Genomic DNA, 16,184 nt, shown 5'->3' with positions numbered 1-16,184 from the left:
AAAGGTGAGAGGGCGAAATAGGGCTTAGCGGCTCTGCTTTCTCAGTAAATAGATAAAGTAAGGTGCGCCGATAAAGGTTGCCAGCAACCCGGCCGGAACCTGGTTCGGGAACAGGATCATTCGGCCAAACCAGTCAGCGATAATCATCAGTATCCCACCCAGAATACCGGAGATAATCATCTGCGGCATTGCCCGACGGAAGCCAAGCATACTGGTGATATGCGGAGCCATAAGACCGACAAAACTCAGTGGACCGATAATCAGCGTCGCTGACGCGGTCAGGGTTGCAGCCAGTAACAGTACCAGCAATTGCGCAGGTGTTACCGCCATGCCCACAGCGCTCGCCGTCGCCCGGCCAAGCGGCAGGATAACCAGCCAGCGTCGACAGAACGGCATAATCGCCAGCAATACCACCATAATACCGAGGCTTTGCAGCGCCTGTATGCCACTCACATTGTAGGTCGAACCTGAAATCCAGGTCAGTATTGAGGACATACGCGGATCGCCGCTGGCCATCATTAGCATCAGCAGCATCATAAAGGCGGTACTTAACGCCACCCCGGCCAGCAACATTCGCTGTGGAGAGAATCCTCCCCGCCCAGCTGAAATAATAATGATCAGTAATGTGACTGCCGCCCCGAGACTTCCGGCAGGAAGCATCCAGCCAAAAGCATCGCCCGGAACGAAGAACAGCATTAACACGACGCCAAAGGCAGCCCCGGAGCTTATCCCCAACACCTCGGGACTCGCCATCGCATTACCGGTCAGGCGCTGAATCAGGCAGCCCGCTACCGCCAGCATCACCCCGGCCGTCATCGCAGCCAGAACCCGCGGCCAGCGCCAGGGAAGGACTTCATCAAACAGCGCGCCGCTTAGCCAGCTTAAGCCCTGTTCGTTACGTCCCAGCGACAAAGCAATTGCGCCGGTAATAATCAATAGCAGCAGTCCAACGGAGATCCACAGATAACGCGCCTGACGCTCAGCCTGAACATTATCGCCGATGCTCATGGAAGGCATGCTGTAGGTACGTAACCTGGGTAACAGCCATAACAAAATCGGTGCGCCGATCAATGCGGTGATGGTTCCGGTCGAGATCTCACGCCAGAAACTCGCCAGCCAGATAACCACCTGATCGGAGAGCCAGAGGATCAGCGCGCCAATCAGTGGCGCGAGGAACAGACGCGGTAACAGACGACGGGCACCGAGCATTTTTGCCAGAAGCGGAGCAAACAGGCCGATAAAACCGACAATCCCTACCGCACTGACCAGCTGTGCGCTAAGAATAATCGCCAGACTCAGAATAGCCAGACGGGTAATGGAGAGCGCCAGCCCCAAATTGCGGGCAACGCCATCATCCAGCCCCATTAAGGTCAGCGGACGCAGCAGGAACAGGGTTAATACCAGTCCGCCTAACAGACGCGGCCACAGGGTTTGGACGCTGCTCCAGTCTTGCTGATTCAGTGAGCCGGTACTCCACAGGAACATATTCTGTAGCTGGTCATAGTTAAAAATAGCCAGTAACTGATTGACGGCTCCGCAGTATAAGCTCAGCACCAGTCCGGCAAGGATTAACGTGACGGGGGATAAACGCCGCCCCCAGGCAACGCCAAAGACCACCAGCCCCACCACTGCGGCACCGATTAATGCCACATAAGGCTGAACTGCCACGGGGAGTGCCCAAAGAGTGGCAACGGTGATCCCCAGCTGTGCACCACTGGCAACACCCAGGGTAGTGGGCTCGGCCAGCGGGTTACGTAAAACCTGCTGGAATAAGACCCCGACCAGCCCCAGTCCCGCTCCCACCAGCAACGCAATCATCACACGGGGCATTAAGCTGTAGTGAAACAGCATCTGGTTGATTTCATCAGGGTCAGGTAGCCGCAGCGCGCTCATCCACTGACTGGAGGGCAATAAAGCCTGCATATTGTGAAGCGTTAGCCCTAGGGCTACGATAAACAGGGCAAGCAAAAAGCTGACGGGCAGGAGAAAGCGATGTCGCATCATGCCTTACCTCCGATAGCATCATCCAGTACGCGGGTAAAATGCATCGCAGACAGCGTCGCGCCATAAAGCCAGGCCGCCGGAATTAGCTGGAAACGATCTTCACGAATAAAGGGCATCGAGCGCCATAGCGGCGTCGAGGTTGCTTGCTGGATAGTGGCACTGTTGTTGTGTTGCATGCATAGCACATCCGCCCCTTTAATCTCTGCCAGCCGTTCAATACCGACAATCGCGGTACCCCAGAAGTTGGTTTCACCAGTCCACGCATTTTTCAGCCCAAGCTGATCCATCACTTGCTGGAACAGGCTGTGTTTTCCCACCACCAGCACATGACGACTATCAAGAAAGCCCATCAGCAATAACGGGCGACTGCCCCGGTTAGCAAAGCGCGGTTTCATACTCTCTATATAAGCATCAAACTCGCTAAGGTGACGCCTGGCCGCATCCTGCATTCCCAGCGCATCACCCAGTTCGGTGAGCGAGCGGCGCGCGACATCCAAAGGTTTGCCCGAGGCGTCATTGAAGGGAAAACCGAGCCCGGGAGCGATACGTTTGATTTTCTCTTCAGAGGGGCCATAGCCAGCAGAATAGACAATCAGGGACGGTTTTAATTGCGCCATAAATTCCAGATTAGGTTCGGTACGCAGCCCGACATCAATGACTGAATCAGGTAACTTTGGCTCATTAACCCAGACCTGATAATTCGGCCTGTCAGCCACCGCCATGGGGGTAATACCCAGCGCCATAAGTAACTCAATGGGTAGCCATTCAAGGGCAATAATACGCTGAGTATCAGGCAGGGCGGCCAGTGCGGAAGGCAAATTAAATAATACCGGCGATACAGCTAACGCCGCCAGTAACCGACGGCGCGTTAACAAGAAATCGGATGGATTATGCATTAGTAGACAAAACTCACCGGTGCGGCACCTAAAGGATGCGGCAGAATACCCATTGGGATACCGTAGATTTTAGCCAGCGTATCGCTTTGCATCATCTCGGTTGGGGTGCCTGAAGCAATCATTTCCCCGCCGCGCAGCGCGACCAGGTTATCGCAATAGCGGGCAGCCATATTGATATCATGCAACACGGCAATCACCGTCAGGCCACGTTGCTGGCTCAGCCGATGAATTAACGCCAGGACATCAACCTGGTGTGCAATATCCAGTGCCGAGGTGGGTTCATCGAGTAGCAGGCAACGGCTGTTCTGTGCCACCAGCATGGCAATCCATGCACGCTGACGTTCCCCTCCTGATAAGCTGTCCACCAGGCGGTTAGCAAAAGCGGTTAATCCCACCAGATGAATCGCCTCTTCTACCCGTTCACGGTCATCGGAACCAAAACGCCCCAGAGCACCATGCCAGGGATAGCGACCAATCGCCACCAGCTCACGTACCGTCATGCCTTCGGCAGCCGGTAACTGCTGCGGCAAATAGGCAACCTGACGAGCAAACTCTTTGCTGTTCCAGCTATCGAGCGCCCGATCATTGAGCTGAATACCGCCTTCTGACGCTTTCTGATGACGCCCGAGCATTTTTAACAACGTCGACTTGCCGGAACCATTATGGCCAATCAGACCCGTTACTTTACCCGCAGGGAAAGTCATCGACAGCGGGGCCAGTAAAGTGCGGCCCGATACGCGAAAAGTGACATCCGTAAGACTAAACGTTGTCTCAGGATGAGCCTGTGTATCCTGCATAATAACCATCCAATAAAGTAACCATTCAATTAAAGGGCAGGAATCACCTGCCCGAAGAGAACTTAGAAACGGAAAGTGGCGGTCGCGACGGCCTGACGTTCAGCTCCCCAGTAACAACCGTATGTCTGGAAGCAGCTGGCAACGTATTCACGATTCAACAAGTTATTAATATTTAATGCAATGCTTGAATCATTAAGACCAAAGCGGCCTAAGTCATACTTCACCACGGCATCCATCACCGCGGCGCTACCGACTTTAAAGCTGTTCGCAGGATCACCAAAACTGGAGCCAATAAAGCGTCCACCCGTTCCCAGCGTCAGACCACTTAATGCGCCATTATGGAAGGTATAGTCGCCCCATAATGAAGCCATATTTTTAGGAACTTGAACTGGGGCATTACCTTTCAGATCGGTGTCTTTGGTATATTCGGCATCGGTCCAGGTGTAAGAGGCGGTCAGATTGATATTCAGGTTTAATGCCGCTTTCGCTTCGAATTCCGCACCACGAACGCGAATCTCTCCCGCAGGGACTTGGTTGTTTGGATTCGTAGGATCGGTCATTAAGTTATTGGTTTTGGTTAGCTGGAACAGAGCCCCAGTAACGACAACCGCATAATCTTTAGGCGTATATTTTACCCCTGCTTCGTACTGCTCACCCCGTGAAGGCGCATAGGCTACACGTGGCGTACTGAAGAGGCTGAATACATTCGGCTCAAAAGACTGGCTGTAGCTGACATAAGGGGTAATGCCATTATCAAACAGATAGTTGACACCGCCGCGCCAGCTAAACTTGCTATCATTTCGCGATACCGTGTCATTTACTGACCTGACGGTAGTCTCTTGTTTCAGCCAATCATAGCGACCACCCAGCGTCACCACCCATTTATCCCACTCAGCCTGATCCTGGAGATAAATCCCCGTCTGGTTAGTTTTATTTAATTGATAAGGAACGGCATCGCCGAAATCAACCGGATCACGGGATGGGTTATTGATATCCAGTGGAGGCGCGCTACCGAAAACGGCATGGACGTCATTACGCATCCGCATATAATCCACACCGGTTAACAGGGTATGTTGAATATTGTCGGTGGCAAATTTAGTTTGTAGCTGGGTATCAACGCTAAAGTTCTGTAACCGCTCCACGCTGTTGGTGGTGCCACGGTTTATATAATCACCCGCTAATCCCAGACCGTAGGCGTTTTTCTCTGACACTTTCATTTGAGAAAAGCGCAAGTTCTGGCGCAGGGTGAAGGTGTCATTTAGCCCATGTTCGGCGTTATAGCCCACCATTTTCTGATTACGGGAATAGGTGTTATTCGAAGCACCTTCGTTAAAGCTCACCGGGAAACGCCCGCCACCCGGTAAAGGTTCTACCGTGCCTTCTTTCGGTAACCAGCCGTAATAACCTGTTTCTGGCTCATTCTGAAAATAGGATAACAGCGTCAAAAAGCTTTTGTCATTGGGCTGCCAGGTAAAAGCAGGGGCAATAGCATAGCGTTTCTGTTTGGCATACTCTTGCTGTTCATTGTTGGAACGCGCAACCCCCGTCAGGCGATAGGAGTAAACCCCGTCATCGTCGAGTTCATCGCTAAAATCAAACCCGGTCTGGTACAGATTATGGCTACCCATTTTAAACTGAATTTCATGTATCGGTTCTTTGCTCGGACGTTTGCTGACCATATTCACAATCCCGCCAGGACTGCTGGTACCGTACAGGACTGAAGTCGGGCCGCGCATTAACTCAACGCGTTCCAGCATATAGGGATCGATAACCGCGTCGTTATAGAAATCTCCCTTCATTTTCAAACCATCGAGGTAGTTGTTCTGGTTCAAACCGACGGGAGCAAAACCACGAACAACAACGTAGTCATAGGTGTTGGATGCGCCACGGGAAGCGGTGCTGACCCCCGGGGTGTATCCCAGCGCTTCTTTCACTGAACGGAATTGGTGAGTCTGCATCTCTTCATTAGTCACCACGGAGATAGACTGAGGTGTTTTCTCAATCGGTGTGTCCGTTTTGGTGGCGGTAGCCGTACGTTTAGCGGCAATCGTTGGGCTAGGCCCCCATGCGCTCTCCGTCGGACCCGCAGTGGCGGTAGCGGTGACAACGATATTGTCTTCTTTAGCTGGAGCGGGAGTCTGCGCTGCAACGCTGAAGACCGAACTTCCTCCCACTGCCGTGGCAACGAGCAAGGCAATCTTGCGCAAAGAAAGGTGACCAGGTGTACCTGGAATAAAACGAGCCATGGCAGTGTTCCTAATGAAAAGATAAATGATAAAGCAAAGGAGAATGATTCTTGCGAGGAGCAGATAATAGACGATAGAAAACGTTTATGGCAAGCGCTTAACCGAGCCTGTTACATCAAGTCACACCCCTGTTTTTATGGGGTTATGAGACTGTGTAATTTAAGATAAGTTGGCGTAATCAGGTTATTAAAAAGGGCGAGCCGCTAAGCGGACTCGCCCTGAATGCTATGTTTATTAACGGTTAATTGTTACCAAACATATCTTTAATCCAGCCTGCAACACCATCAGATTCAGGTTGTGCCGCCGGAGCCTGGGCGGGAGGTGCCTGCTGCGGTTGCGGCTGACCCTGGCTGAATGGGTTGTTATCTACTTGCGGAGTTTGCTGACACAAGCCTTCCGGATTTTTCGTCCAGACCGGTAGCACACGATAACCCACGGTGCTGCACTGGAAGTTACCCGCACTGTCGACGCCCAAATCGACGATATCCTCAGGAACCCTTAAGTTCAGTGGAATCGGCGTTTGGTTCGCCAGATAGCGCTGGTACAACGACATTGCCCCGCTGGCACCATAGAGCTTGGTCGGCTGGTTATTATCGCGGCCTACCCAAGTAATAGCGACCTCTTTGCCGTCAATTCCGGCAAACCAGGTATCAACGTTATTGTTAGTCGTACCCGTCTTACCTGCCAGGTGCAGATTAGGGTATTTGCCCCCCAGCACACGTCCGGTTCCCTTAGCGATAACCTGCTGCATGGTATACAGCGTCAGGTATGCCGCCTGCGGAGCGACCGCCTGTTCGGCTTGCGGGAAGCTCTGGTATAACACTTTACCGTCTTCAGCAATCACCGAGCGCACGGCTGATAAGGTGGCGCGATTCCCACCGCTACCGATGGTCTGGAACGCCTGAGCTACTTCAATCGGCGTCAGGTTCAGGGCACCCAGTAACATCGACGGAACCGGATGGAGCTGATCTTTAGGAACACCGAGCTTAGTCCAGGTCTCAGTGACTGCCGGTAAGCCGAGCGCCATACCCAGATTAACTGTCGGTACGTTCATCGAACGCGTTAAGGCATCCACCAGCATCACCTGGCCACTGAACTGTCGGTTATCGTTCTGAGGAGACCACACCTGTCCGTTTGACATGGGAATCGACAGTGGCGCATCGGAAATCCAGGTATTGAGACGATATCTGTCCGGCTGCCCCAGCGCAGTCAGATAAGTGGCGGGCTTCGCCAGGGAACCAATAGAACGACGAGCCTGGAGCGCACGGTTAAAGCCCGCATACTGCGGCTCTGCTCCACCCACTAAAGCACGGACTTCACCGCTGACGCGGTCAACAATGACCATGGCCGCTTCGAGATCGTTCAGCTTACGAGACTCACGTAATGCCGGAATCCCCTCGGTCACCGCTTTTTCTGCTGCATCCTGTGAAACCGAATCAAAGGTGGTAAAAATTTTCACCCCGGACAGGTCATTCACTTTATCGCCGAGCCTCGCCTGTAGCTCCTGACGCACCATCTGCATAAAGGCAGGCTGAGGTGAAATCACGCCGCCTCTAGGCTGAACGCCTAACGGACGGGCACTCAGCATTTGATAGAGTTCCTGGTCGATAACCTGCTGTTCTTGCAGCAGACGTAACACCACATTACGGCGCTCCAGAGCCAGTTTTGGATTACGCCATGGGTTATAAAGTGAAGCCCCTTTCACCATCCCGACCAGCAGAGCCTGTTGATCCAGACTCAGTTCATCAACCGGGCGACCGAAATAGTACAGGCTGGCCAGCGGGAAGCCGCGGATCTGCTCATCACCGCTCTGCCCCAGATAGACTTCGTTCAGATACAGTTCAAGAATGCGGTCTTTGCTATAACGGGCATCCATAATGATGGCCATATAAGCTTCGTTTGCTTTACGCCACAGCGTTCGCTGGTTGGTTAAAAACAGGTTTTTCACCAGCTGCTGCGTCAAGGTACTTCCACCCTGCACTGCACGTCCGGCAGTCAGGTTCGCCACTAAAGCACGGCCAATGGAATAAAGGCTGATACCGTCATGCTGATAGAAATGACGATCTTCGGTCGCAATTAGGGTGTCTACCAGTAAGTCTGGGAAGTTATCCCGCGCGACAAACAGGCGTTGCTCGCCGTTGGTGGAAGACAGCATAGTGATCAGGCGCGGATCGAGGCGGAACAGACCAAAGCTGCGGTTGTTATCCATATTCTGGATAGATTCCAGACGGCCAGCTTCAAACTTCAATCGGGCGCGGATCTGCCCCTCTTTTCCGTCCGGGAAATCAAACGGACGACGGATCATTTCGATGGAATTCGCCTGCACGGTAAACTCACCCGGACGCGTCATACGCGTGACCTGGCGATACTGAGTGGCTTCCAGCAGTTTAACCATTTCCGCTTTGCTGTAGGGCATATCAGGTTCAAGATTGACCATTCGCCCATACACTGCCGCAGGTAACTGCCAGACCTTACCGTCAATACGGCTGCGAATTTGCTGATCGAGATAAAAACCATAGATAGCCATGCCCACTACAAAGAGGACAAAAAGCTTTAACAGAAACTTCAGTAAGCGATGTTTTTTTGGCGGCCGCCCGCCCTTGCCTCTTTTTTTCTTTACCGGTGGCATCGATTCTTCGTCTTCATAGTCATCATCATAATCATCATCCGTGTAATCATCGTCCGAGAGCCGAGAATTTTTGCCCTTCGTTTTCGCAAAATGCGTAGATTTTCCTTTGCGACCAATTGGCTCGCGGTCATTCCCCGCCATTTCTTATCTCCACAAAATTTCAGGCAAGCTGCCCGATTCTCCACTCTCTCGCCATAAACGAAAGAAGAAATTTCTCAAAATTCACTGGTACTTTTTAGTCCGCCGCGTAGGCAGTGCCGAAGCCGGGTCATCGGGCCAGACATGTTTGGGGTAACGCCCTTTCATCTCTTTTTGTACCTCGCGATACGCCCCCTGCCAGAAAGCAGTGAGATCTTGCGTGACCTGGAGCGGGCGCTGTGCCGGAGATAATAACTCAAGCAGCAAGGGAACACGCCCCTCAGCGATGCAAGGCGTTCGGGACTCACCAAACATTTCCTGCATACGTACCGCCAGTACCGGCGGATTCTCATCACTATAGCGAATGGCTATCTGACTGCCGGTGGGCACAGTGTAATGAGTTGGTAGCGTACTATCCAGCCGTTGACGCAGCGACCAGTCGAGTAAATGGGTTAATGCTTTACTTAAATCTATTTTTTTCAAACCATTAAGAGAATAGATACCGTTCATTTCCGGCAATAACCAGTGCTCAAGATTTGCCAGTAAGGTTTCATCATCGACGAGGGGCCATTTCAGTTCTGGTAGCCAGCGCGCTGCACAGCTCAGACGCACACGGAGTTGTTCAGCCGCTGTTGACCAGGTTAAACAATCCAGTCCATTAGTACGGATACCGTTAAGAATCGCCTGTTGCATCTCGGCTTCAGGGGGTTTTTCCCGCTGCTGAACACTGATAATCAGTTTACCGATTTTGCGCCGCCGTAGCGCTTTTAACACTCCATGAGCTTCGTTCCACTCGACTGAATTATCGGTTTCGATAAGCCCAGGACACTGGGCCGTTAGCGCATCAAGTTCAATCGGCAGGGCGAATAAGATACGTGCGTCAGGTGAAGCATTACCTTGCAGTAATAAGGGTGCGATAAGCCATTCATAACGCGTCAGGGCATCATCATCGTCCAGCATTGCTCCCATGCCGTTGGCTAACTGGTAGCGCCCTCCATTCCCCCGACGTCGGGCAATTCTGTCAGGAAAGGCCTGAGCCAGTAAAGGCATAATCAACACGAGGTCTGCTTTCCCTCCGCGGCTATTCAGTCGCTTAAGTAACTGACCAGCCCGCTGGCGCACGGCACTCGATGCGTTATCAAAAGCGGCACGTAAATCTCCTCCGGAAGTAAAACGCGGAGGATCTTCAAGCAGTGCCACGAGCAAAGCTGCGCTGGCTTGTTCATCTGCGGTTTTTGCGGCCACCAGCATACTGGCTGAACGTGGGTCGCTGCCAGTCTGCGCCATCTTCTGACCAATAGTCGTCAGACGAAGCTTGTCATCAATAGCGCCTATCTGCCGTAATATTTTCTGAGCCTGGGCAAGGTTTACCGCCGGGGGCATATCCAGCCAGGTGAGCTGGGTGATATCAACGCAACCCCACTGCAAAATTTCCAATTGGAGGCTGGATAAATCGCTGTTGAGAATTTCCGGGCTGCTTTGGGCGCTGGCCCTCTCGGCTTGTTCCGCGCTGATGAGATGCAGGCAAATACCCGGCTCCAGACGTCCCGCACGCCCGGCACGCTGGGCCATTGAAGCCTGGCTAATACGCTGGGTGACCAGACGCGTCAGCCCGGTAGCCGGATCAAAGCGAACCGCCCGTTCCAGACCACTATCGACGACTAAGCGGATCCCCTCTATCGTTAAACTGGTTTCCGCAATATTGGTTGCCAGAACCACTTTACGCTTACCTGCGGGAGCCGGAAGAATAGCCTGACGCTGTTCATTCAAGGATAGAGCGCCATAAAGAGGACATAACAAAACGTCTTCAGAAACGCGTTCAGTTAACTGTTCAAGTACCCGTTTAATTTCACTGACGCCGGGCAGAAATAGCAGTAAAGAGCCCGATTCTTGCCGCAGTAAGCCTGCGACTTCGCTGGCAACCGCTTCATTAAAACGCTGATGTGTGGATAGCGAGCTATAACGACTCTCAACCGGAAAAGTACGTCCTTGCGAGGTAACAACGGGGGCTGCCGGAAGGAGCTGCTGTAAACGGCTATCGTCCAAGGTAGCGGACATAATCAGTATTTTTAAATCGTCCCGCAGCCCGGCCTGCACATCGAGCAACAGAGCCAAGGCCAAATCGGCCTGTAGACTACGTTCATGGAATTCGTCGAGGATAACTAAGTCGATACCGTTCAGCTCCGGATCTTGCTGAATCTGACGTGTGAGAATACCCTCGGTCACTACTTCAAGCCGCGTCTGAGCGCTTACACAGCTATCTGCCCGCATCCGATAACCCACTGTTTCTCCAGGTTTTTCGCCGAGTAGATCCGCCATGCGCTGGGCAACATTACGGGCCGCCAGACGGCGGGGTTCCAGCAATAAGATACGCCCCTTTCCAGAACGTTGGGCGAGAATTTGCAGAGGCAACCAGGTGGATTTTCCCGCACCGGTAGGCGCAATTAATAATACTTGTGGGGCAGAAGCAAGTGCGGCAAGCAGCTCAGGCAAAACAGACGCAACCGGTAATGACGACACAAACGGCTCCAGGGGTTAACATCACAGGGCCGGTATTGTAGCATCAGTCACCCTATAACCGAGAGGTACCCATGAGTGAAACTCGCCGTCTGTTTTTTGCACTCGAACTTCCCGACGAGATACAGTCCGAACTTATCTCCTGGCGGGCGACATATTTCCCCTTGTCTGCTGGCAAGCCGGTAGTTCAGGCTAATTTGCATCTGACGCTCGCTTTTCTGGGTGATATCTCAGCTGAAAAGCAGCGGGCGCTATCCCGGTTAGCCGGACGTATTCAGCAATCGGCATTTGATTTATGCCTGAATGATGCCGGGCAATGGCTGCGTTCAGGCGTTATTTGGGTCGGGCCGAAACAAGCCCCGAGAGGACTTCTGCAACTGGCCGATATGCTGCGTGCCCAGGCTGCTCGCAGTGGTTGTTATCAGGCCGCAATGCCGTTTCACCCCCATATATCGCTGTATCGTCAGGCCACTCAAGCCGTAGCTCTACCGGCTCCGGGTTTTAGCTGGTCATTTCGACCTGTTGAGTTTGCGCTCTATTCTTCAGACTTTAAACAGGGGCGAACGCACTATCAAGTGCTGGAAAAATGGCCGCTATCAGAGCCGTAAACTGATATCTATCAGGAGTCCGAAATGGAGTTTATCCCACCGCTACAATCAGCGACGTTAATTAAGCGCTATAAACGTTTTCTGGCCGATGTCGTCACTCCACAAGGTGAAGTTATCACGCTGCATTGCCCGAATACCGGTGCCATGACCGGATGTGCCACGCCCGGAGATACGGTCTGGTACTCAACCTCAGATAATCTGAAGCGTAAGTATCCCAATAGCTGGGAGCTAACCCAAACTCAGCAGCAAGAAATGATTTGTGTAAACACGCTACGGGCCAATCAACTGGTCAAGGAACGACTGCTCACCGATCCCCCGGTATCTTTAGCGGGTTACAGTAAATGCCAAAATGAAGTGAAATACGGTAGCGAAGGTAGCCGTATCGATTTTATGCTAAGCGCGGATGACAAAGTAAACTGCTATATCGAAGTAAAATCAGTCACCTTATTTGAGCAGGGTAAAGGTTTTTTTCCTGATGCAGTGAGTTTACGTGGACAAAAGCATCTAAGAGAGTTAATTAATGTCGTTAAACAGGGAGAGCGTGCAGTGATGTTGTTTGCAGTGTTGCACTCAGCTATCACCAGCGTTTCACCGGCGCGACATATTGATACAAAGTACGCGCAGTTGTTAACAGAAGCACAGCAGTGTGGCGTTGAAATTATCGCGCTGAAAGCCGAACTTTTTGCCACACACATGACTCTAACTACGCCGTTACCTGTCTATTTAACGTAATGTTTTATAATGAATAGAGAGCGTGACACTTTATTTATGGTTGTTTTTGCAGATACGCGTTTCTTCACATGATTGTCAATAGATAGGGTTATATAATTGCCATCCTGAAGCGGTTCTGCTATTTATAGCGGCCTGATTTTACCCCGACAGGGGATCGATAAGTGCGTGTCAAGGAGAAAAAACATGCAAGAAGGGCAAAAGCGTAAGACATCGTCCCTGAGTATTCTCGCCATCGCTGGGGTGGAGCCATACCAAGAGAAGCCGGGTGAAGAGTATATGAACGAAGCCCAGCTGTCGCACTTCAAACGTATTCTTGAAGCATGGCGTTCTCAGCTCATGGACGAGGTTAACCGTACTGTTTCGCATATGCAGGATGAAGCTGCTAACTTCCCGGACCCGGTAGACCGTGCTGCCCAGGAAGAAGAGTTCAGCCTCGAATTACGTAACCGCGATCGCGAACGTAAATTGATCAAGAAGATTGAAAAGACGCTGAAAAAAGCAGAAGACGAAGATTTCGGTTACTGCGAATCTTGTGGCGTTGAAATCGGTATTCGTCGTCTTGAAGCGCGTCCGACAGCTGATTTGTGTATTGACTGTAAAACACTGGCAGAAATCCGTGAAAAACAGATGACAGGCTAATAGCCCGTCTTAACGAGTAAGGATGGGTCTGCCATCCTTACTCTTCCACATCGACAGATGACCAGAAAGCTTCTGGTTAGCCATAATCCCCGGGATATTTGTTATCATCCTGCCACGACATCATCCGAATATGCCCACTCAAGATTATATCGGTCGCTTCGCCCCCTCACCTTCTGGCGCCTTACATTTTGGCTCACTGGTGGCTGCTCTCGGCAGTTATCTGCAAGCGCGCGCCAAACAAGGGCGATGGCTGGTGCGTATAGAAGATATTGATCCCCCGCGTGAAATTCCCGGTGCCGCTACGACGATTTTGCAGCAGCTGGAGCACTACGGTTTATTCTGGGATGGCAGCGTACTGTGGCAGTCACAGCGCCATGAAGCCTATCGTGCAGCCCTGGATACCTTGCGTGTCGCAGGTTTGAGTTATTACTGTACCTGTACCCGCAGTCGTATCCATCAGCTGGGAGGCATCTATGATGGATATTGCCGCAAACGCAATAATGACCCCGAGAATGCTGCTGTGCGCTTTATCCAGCAACATCCGGTAATGCAGTTTACTGACCTGCTATCCGGCACGCTGCATGCGGATAGTGCACTGGCGCGGGAAGATTTTATTATTCACCGTCGCGATGGCTTATTTGCTTATAATCTCGCCGTGGTGGTGGACGATAATCATCAGGGAATTACAGAGATTGTCCGTGGTGCCGATTTAATTGAACCCACGGTACGGCAAATTTCTTTATATCAGCAATTTGGCTGGCAAACGCCCTCTTATATTCATTTGCCGCTGGCGCTGAATTTACAGGGAGAAAAACTGTCGAAGCAAAATCATGCTCCCGCTTTGCCTTCAGGTGACCCTCGCCCGGTCCTTGTTGAAGCATTACGCTTTTTAAATCAAGCTGTTGAAGATAACTGGGCGGATTTATCACTGGAAAAATTACTGATAAACGCCGTCGATAACTGGTCGCTATTACGCGTACCGGTGAATACATGATTCTCAAATGCTCTACACCAGGCTATTATTAGCCGCTGTTTTTTTTGTACCCATGATTGACACTACCGAGGTGGACTATTTTTACCCGAGTCGCTAATTTTTGCCGCAAGGTGCTTAACCGCGATAATGATAATATCAGCAATGGTAATATCATTGATGTCGTGGCCGAGGAGAGTGAGTCTCTCCCGCACATCACGGTTATTCCGCGTGACAAGCACGCTATTTCTCGCAAAGATATCAGTGAAAACGCCCTCAAGGTGCTCTATCGCTTGAATAAATCGGGATATGAGGCCTATCTGGTGGGTGGCGGTGTCCGCGATCTTCTGCTGGGTACAAAACCGAAAGATTTCGATGTGACCACTAACGCGACCCCCGAGCAGGTACGTAAACTGTTCCGTAACTGTCGCCTTGTCGGTCGCCGTTTTCGTCTGGCTCATATTATGTTTGGGCCAGAGATTATCGAAGTCGCTACTTTCCGTGGCCACCATGAAGAGCAGCCTTCTGAAGACAGGCAGATATCTCAACGTGGCGAAAATGGTATGTTGCTGCGCGATAATATCTTCGGTTCGATTGAAGAAGATGCACAGCGCCGTGACTTTACCATTAACAGCCTGTATTACAGCGTTGCTGACTTCGCGGTACGCGATTATGTCGGCGGCCTGTCCGACCTTAACCAGGGTATTATTCGTCTGATTGGCACGCCTGAAACCCGCTATCGTGAAGATCCGGTCCGGATGTTGCGTGCGGTGCGTTTTGCTGCCAAGTTGAATATGACGATAAGCCCGGAGACGGCTGAACCTATCCCCCGTCTGGCCACGCTTCTCAATGATGTGCCACCCGCACGTCTGTACGAAGAATCGCTGAAACTGCTGCAGGCAGGCTACGGTTACCCAACCTATTTGCTGCTGCGTCAGTATCATCTGTTCCAGCCAATGTTCCCGATGATTACGCGTAATTTCACTGAGCAAAACGATAGCTCAATGGAACATATGATTGAGCTGGTGCTGAAAAATACCGATAACCGTATTCAGAATGATATGCGCGTTAACCCGGCATTTCTGTTCGCGGCAATGCTCTGGTATCCACAGCTGGAAATGGCACAGAAGATTACCCAGGAAAGCGGGCTTGCCTATTACGACGCTTTCGCGATGGCAATGAATGACGTGCTGGATGAAGCCTGTCGTGCGCTGGCTATTCCTAAGCGTATTACGACGTTAGTCCGTGATATCTGGGGACTGCAATTACGTCTGTCACGCCGTCAGGGCAAACGCGCCTGGAAGCTTATGGAGCATCCTAAGTTCCGCGCGGCTTATGATTTACTGGCCTTGCGTGCTGAAGTGGAAAATAACCAGGAACTGTTACGCCTGACCAAATGGTGGGGAGAGTTCCAGGTCGCCACTCCTACGCTGCAAAAAGATATGCTGGTTAATCTGGGTGATGAACCTGCGGTTCGCCGTCGTCATCGTCGCCCGCGTAAGCCTACCTCACGCGGCCAGGCATGACCCTCGCGTATATCGCTCTTGGCAGTAATCAGGCTTCCCCGCTGGAACAAGTCTCTTCAGCACTGGAAGCGATTGCTGCCATTGCAGATAGCCACATTGTGGCTATCTCTTCGTTTTACCGTACCCCACCTTTAGGCCCTCCCAATCAGCCCGACTATCTCAATGCCGCCGTTGCTCTGGAAACCACTTTGTCAGCCGATGCGCTACTCAGTCAGACACAACGTATTGAGCTGGAACAGGGTCGAGTGCGTAAAGAGGAACGCTGGGGACCACGGACTTTAGATCTCGATATTATGCTGTTTGGCAACGAAGTCATCACCACCTCACGCCTGACAGTACCTCATTATGACATGAAAAATCGGGCGTTTATGCTGCTGCCATTGCTGGAGATTGCGCCTGAATGTCGTTTCCCTGATGGACATACTGTGCGGGATACACTGGCAACACTTTCCCTTGAGGGAATTACGGCCTGGTGATCGGTA

General features: G+C 51.7%; 11 protein-coding genes and 1 pseudogene. 6 read left to right on the top strand and 6 right to left on the bottom strand.

The genetic code is table 11. The annotated features are described in order from the left end of the window. Positions 1-24 precede the first annotated feature (24 nt). From fhuB to hrpB, 6 genes and pseudogenes are all read right to left on the bottom strand, one after another. The gene (fhuB, locus tag M2387_RS18530; RefSeq protein WP_259051525.1) at positions 25-2,004 is read right to left on the bottom strand and encodes a Fe(3+)-hydroxamate ABC transporter permease FhuB; all 1,980 of its coding nucleotides are present in this window, start codon (positions 2,002-2,004) and stop codon (positions 25-27) included. Continuing rightward, complete coding sequence (fhuD, locus tag M2387_RS18525) at positions 2,001-2,900, bottom strand: Fe(3+)-hydroxamate ABC transporter substrate-binding protein FhuD (protein WP_259051523.1); 900 nt, start codon at positions 2,898-2,900, stop codon at positions 2,001-2,003. The genes fhuB and fhuD overlap by 4 nt, the downstream gene beginning before the upstream one ends. After that, positions 2,900-3,796, bottom strand: a pseudogene (gene fhuC / locus M2387_RS18520) (Fe3+-hydroxamate ABC transporter ATP-binding protein FhuC); the annotation flags it as partial. The pseudogene fhuC and the gene fhuD, both read right to left, overlap by 1 nt. Further along, positions 3,760-5,943: a ferrichrome porin FhuA gene (fhuA, locus tag M2387_RS18515; protein ID WP_259051518.1), complete on the bottom strand. Its 2,184-nt coding sequence runs from the start codon at positions 5,941-5,943 to the stop codon at positions 3,760-3,762. The pseudogene fhuC and the gene fhuA, both read right to left, overlap by 37 nt. 241 nt (positions 5,944-6,184) lie before the next feature. Continuing rightward, a complete protein-coding gene (gene mrcB / locus M2387_RS18510; RefSeq protein ID WP_259051515.1) occupies positions 6,185-8,713 on the bottom strand; it encodes a bifunctional glycosyl transferase/transpeptidase in 2,529 nt (842 codons plus the stop codon). An 81-nt stretch (positions 8,714-8,794) separates the two neighbouring features. Then, positions 8,795-11,230, bottom strand: coding sequence for an ATP-dependent helicase HrpB (gene hrpB, locus M2387_RS18505; protein ID WP_259051512.1), 2,436 nt, complete (start codon positions 11,228-11,230; stop codon positions 8,795-8,797). A gap of 71 nt (positions 11,231-11,301) precedes the next feature. Between hrpB and thpR the strand changes: the two genes are divergently transcribed. The 6 genes from thpR (at position 11,302) to folK (ending at position 16,178) form a co-directional block, all read left to right on the top strand. Continuing rightward, positions 11,302-11,835, top strand: coding sequence for an RNA 2',3'-cyclic phosphodiesterase (gene thpR, locus M2387_RS18500; RefSeq protein ID WP_259051509.1), 534 nt, complete (start codon positions 11,302-11,304; stop codon positions 11,833-11,835). Positions 11,836-11,859: 24 nt separating this feature from the next. Continuing rightward, positions 11,860-12,567, top strand: a complete 708-nt coding sequence (sfsA, locus tag M2387_RS18495) for a DNA/RNA nuclease SfsA (protein WP_259051506.1) — start codon at positions 11,860-11,862, stop codon at positions 12,565-12,567. A 183-nt stretch (positions 12,568-12,750) separates the two neighbouring features. Next, positions 12,751-13,206 carry an RNA polymerase-binding protein DksA gene (gene dksA, locus M2387_RS18490; RefSeq protein WP_259051505.1) on the top strand — a complete coding sequence of 152 codons (456 nt, stop codon included), beginning with the start codon at positions 12,751-12,753 and terminating at the stop codon, positions 13,204-13,206. A gap of 130 nt (positions 13,207-13,336) precedes the next feature. Continuing rightward, the gene (gene gluQRS, locus M2387_RS18485) at positions 13,337-14,200 is read left to right on the top strand and encodes a tRNA glutamyl-Q(34) synthetase GluQRS (RefSeq protein ID WP_259051504.1); all 864 of its coding nucleotides are present in this window, start codon (positions 13,337-13,339) and stop codon (positions 14,198-14,200) included. A 134-nt stretch (positions 14,201-14,334) separates the two neighbouring features. Further along, positions 14,335-15,702 (top strand): polynucleotide adenylyltransferase PcnB, encoded by a 1,368-nt coding sequence (pcnB, locus tag M2387_RS18480; protein ID WP_409040083.1) that lies wholly within the window; start codon positions 14,335-14,337, stop codon positions 15,700-15,702. Beyond that, the gene (gene folK, locus M2387_RS18475; RefSeq protein WP_259051503.1) at positions 15,699-16,178 is read left to right on the top strand and encodes a 2-amino-4-hydroxy-6-hydroxymethyldihydropteridine diphosphokinase; all 480 of its coding nucleotides are present in this window, start codon (positions 15,699-15,701) and stop codon (positions 16,176-16,178) included. The genes pcnB and folK overlap by 4 nt, the downstream gene beginning before the upstream one ends. Positions 16,179-16,184 lie beyond the last annotated feature (6 nt).

Source organism: Klebsiella sp. BIGb0407, assembly GCF_024807845.1.
Classification (GTDB): Bacteria; Pseudomonadota; Gammaproteobacteria; order Enterobacterales; family Enterobacteriaceae; genus JGM124.
Note: the sequence above shows the minus strand (reverse complement) of the source record. Positions and strands in the feature narration are given on the sequence as shown.

Bases quoted from the DNA above. Each gene is read 5' to 3' on its own strand.
- fhuB (WP_259051525.1), bottom strand. From the start codon at position 2,004: ATGATGCGACATCGCTTTCTCCTGCCCGTCAGCTTTTTGCTTGCCCTG.
- fhuD (WP_259051523.1), bottom strand. From the start codon at position 2,900: ATGCATAATCCATCCGATTTCTTGTTAACGCGCCGTCGGTTACTGGCG.
- fhuA (WP_259051518.1), bottom strand. From the start codon at position 5,943: ATGGCTCGTTTTATTCCAGGTACACCTGGTCACCTTTCTTTGCGCAAG.
- mrcB (WP_259051515.1), bottom strand. From the start codon at position 8,713: ATGGCGGGGAATGACCGCGAGCCAATTGGTCGCAAAGGAAAATCTACG.
- thpR (WP_259051509.1), top strand. From the start codon at position 11,302: ATGAGTGAAACTCGCCGTCTGTTTTTTGCACTCGAACTTCCCGACGAG.
- sfsA (WP_259051506.1), top strand. From the start codon at position 11,860: ATGGAGTTTATCCCACCGCTACAATCAGCGACGTTAATTAAGCGCTAT.
- dksA (WP_259051505.1), top strand. From the start codon at position 12,751: ATGCAAGAAGGGCAAAAGCGTAAGACATCGTCCCTGAGTATTCTCGCC.
- gluQRS (WP_259051504.1), top strand. From the start codon at position 13,337: ATGCCCACTCAAGATTATATCGGTCGCTTCGCCCCCTCACCTTCTGGC.
- folK (WP_259051503.1), top strand. From the start codon at position 15,699: ATGACCCTCGCGTATATCGCTCTTGGCAGTAATCAGGCTTCCCCGCTG.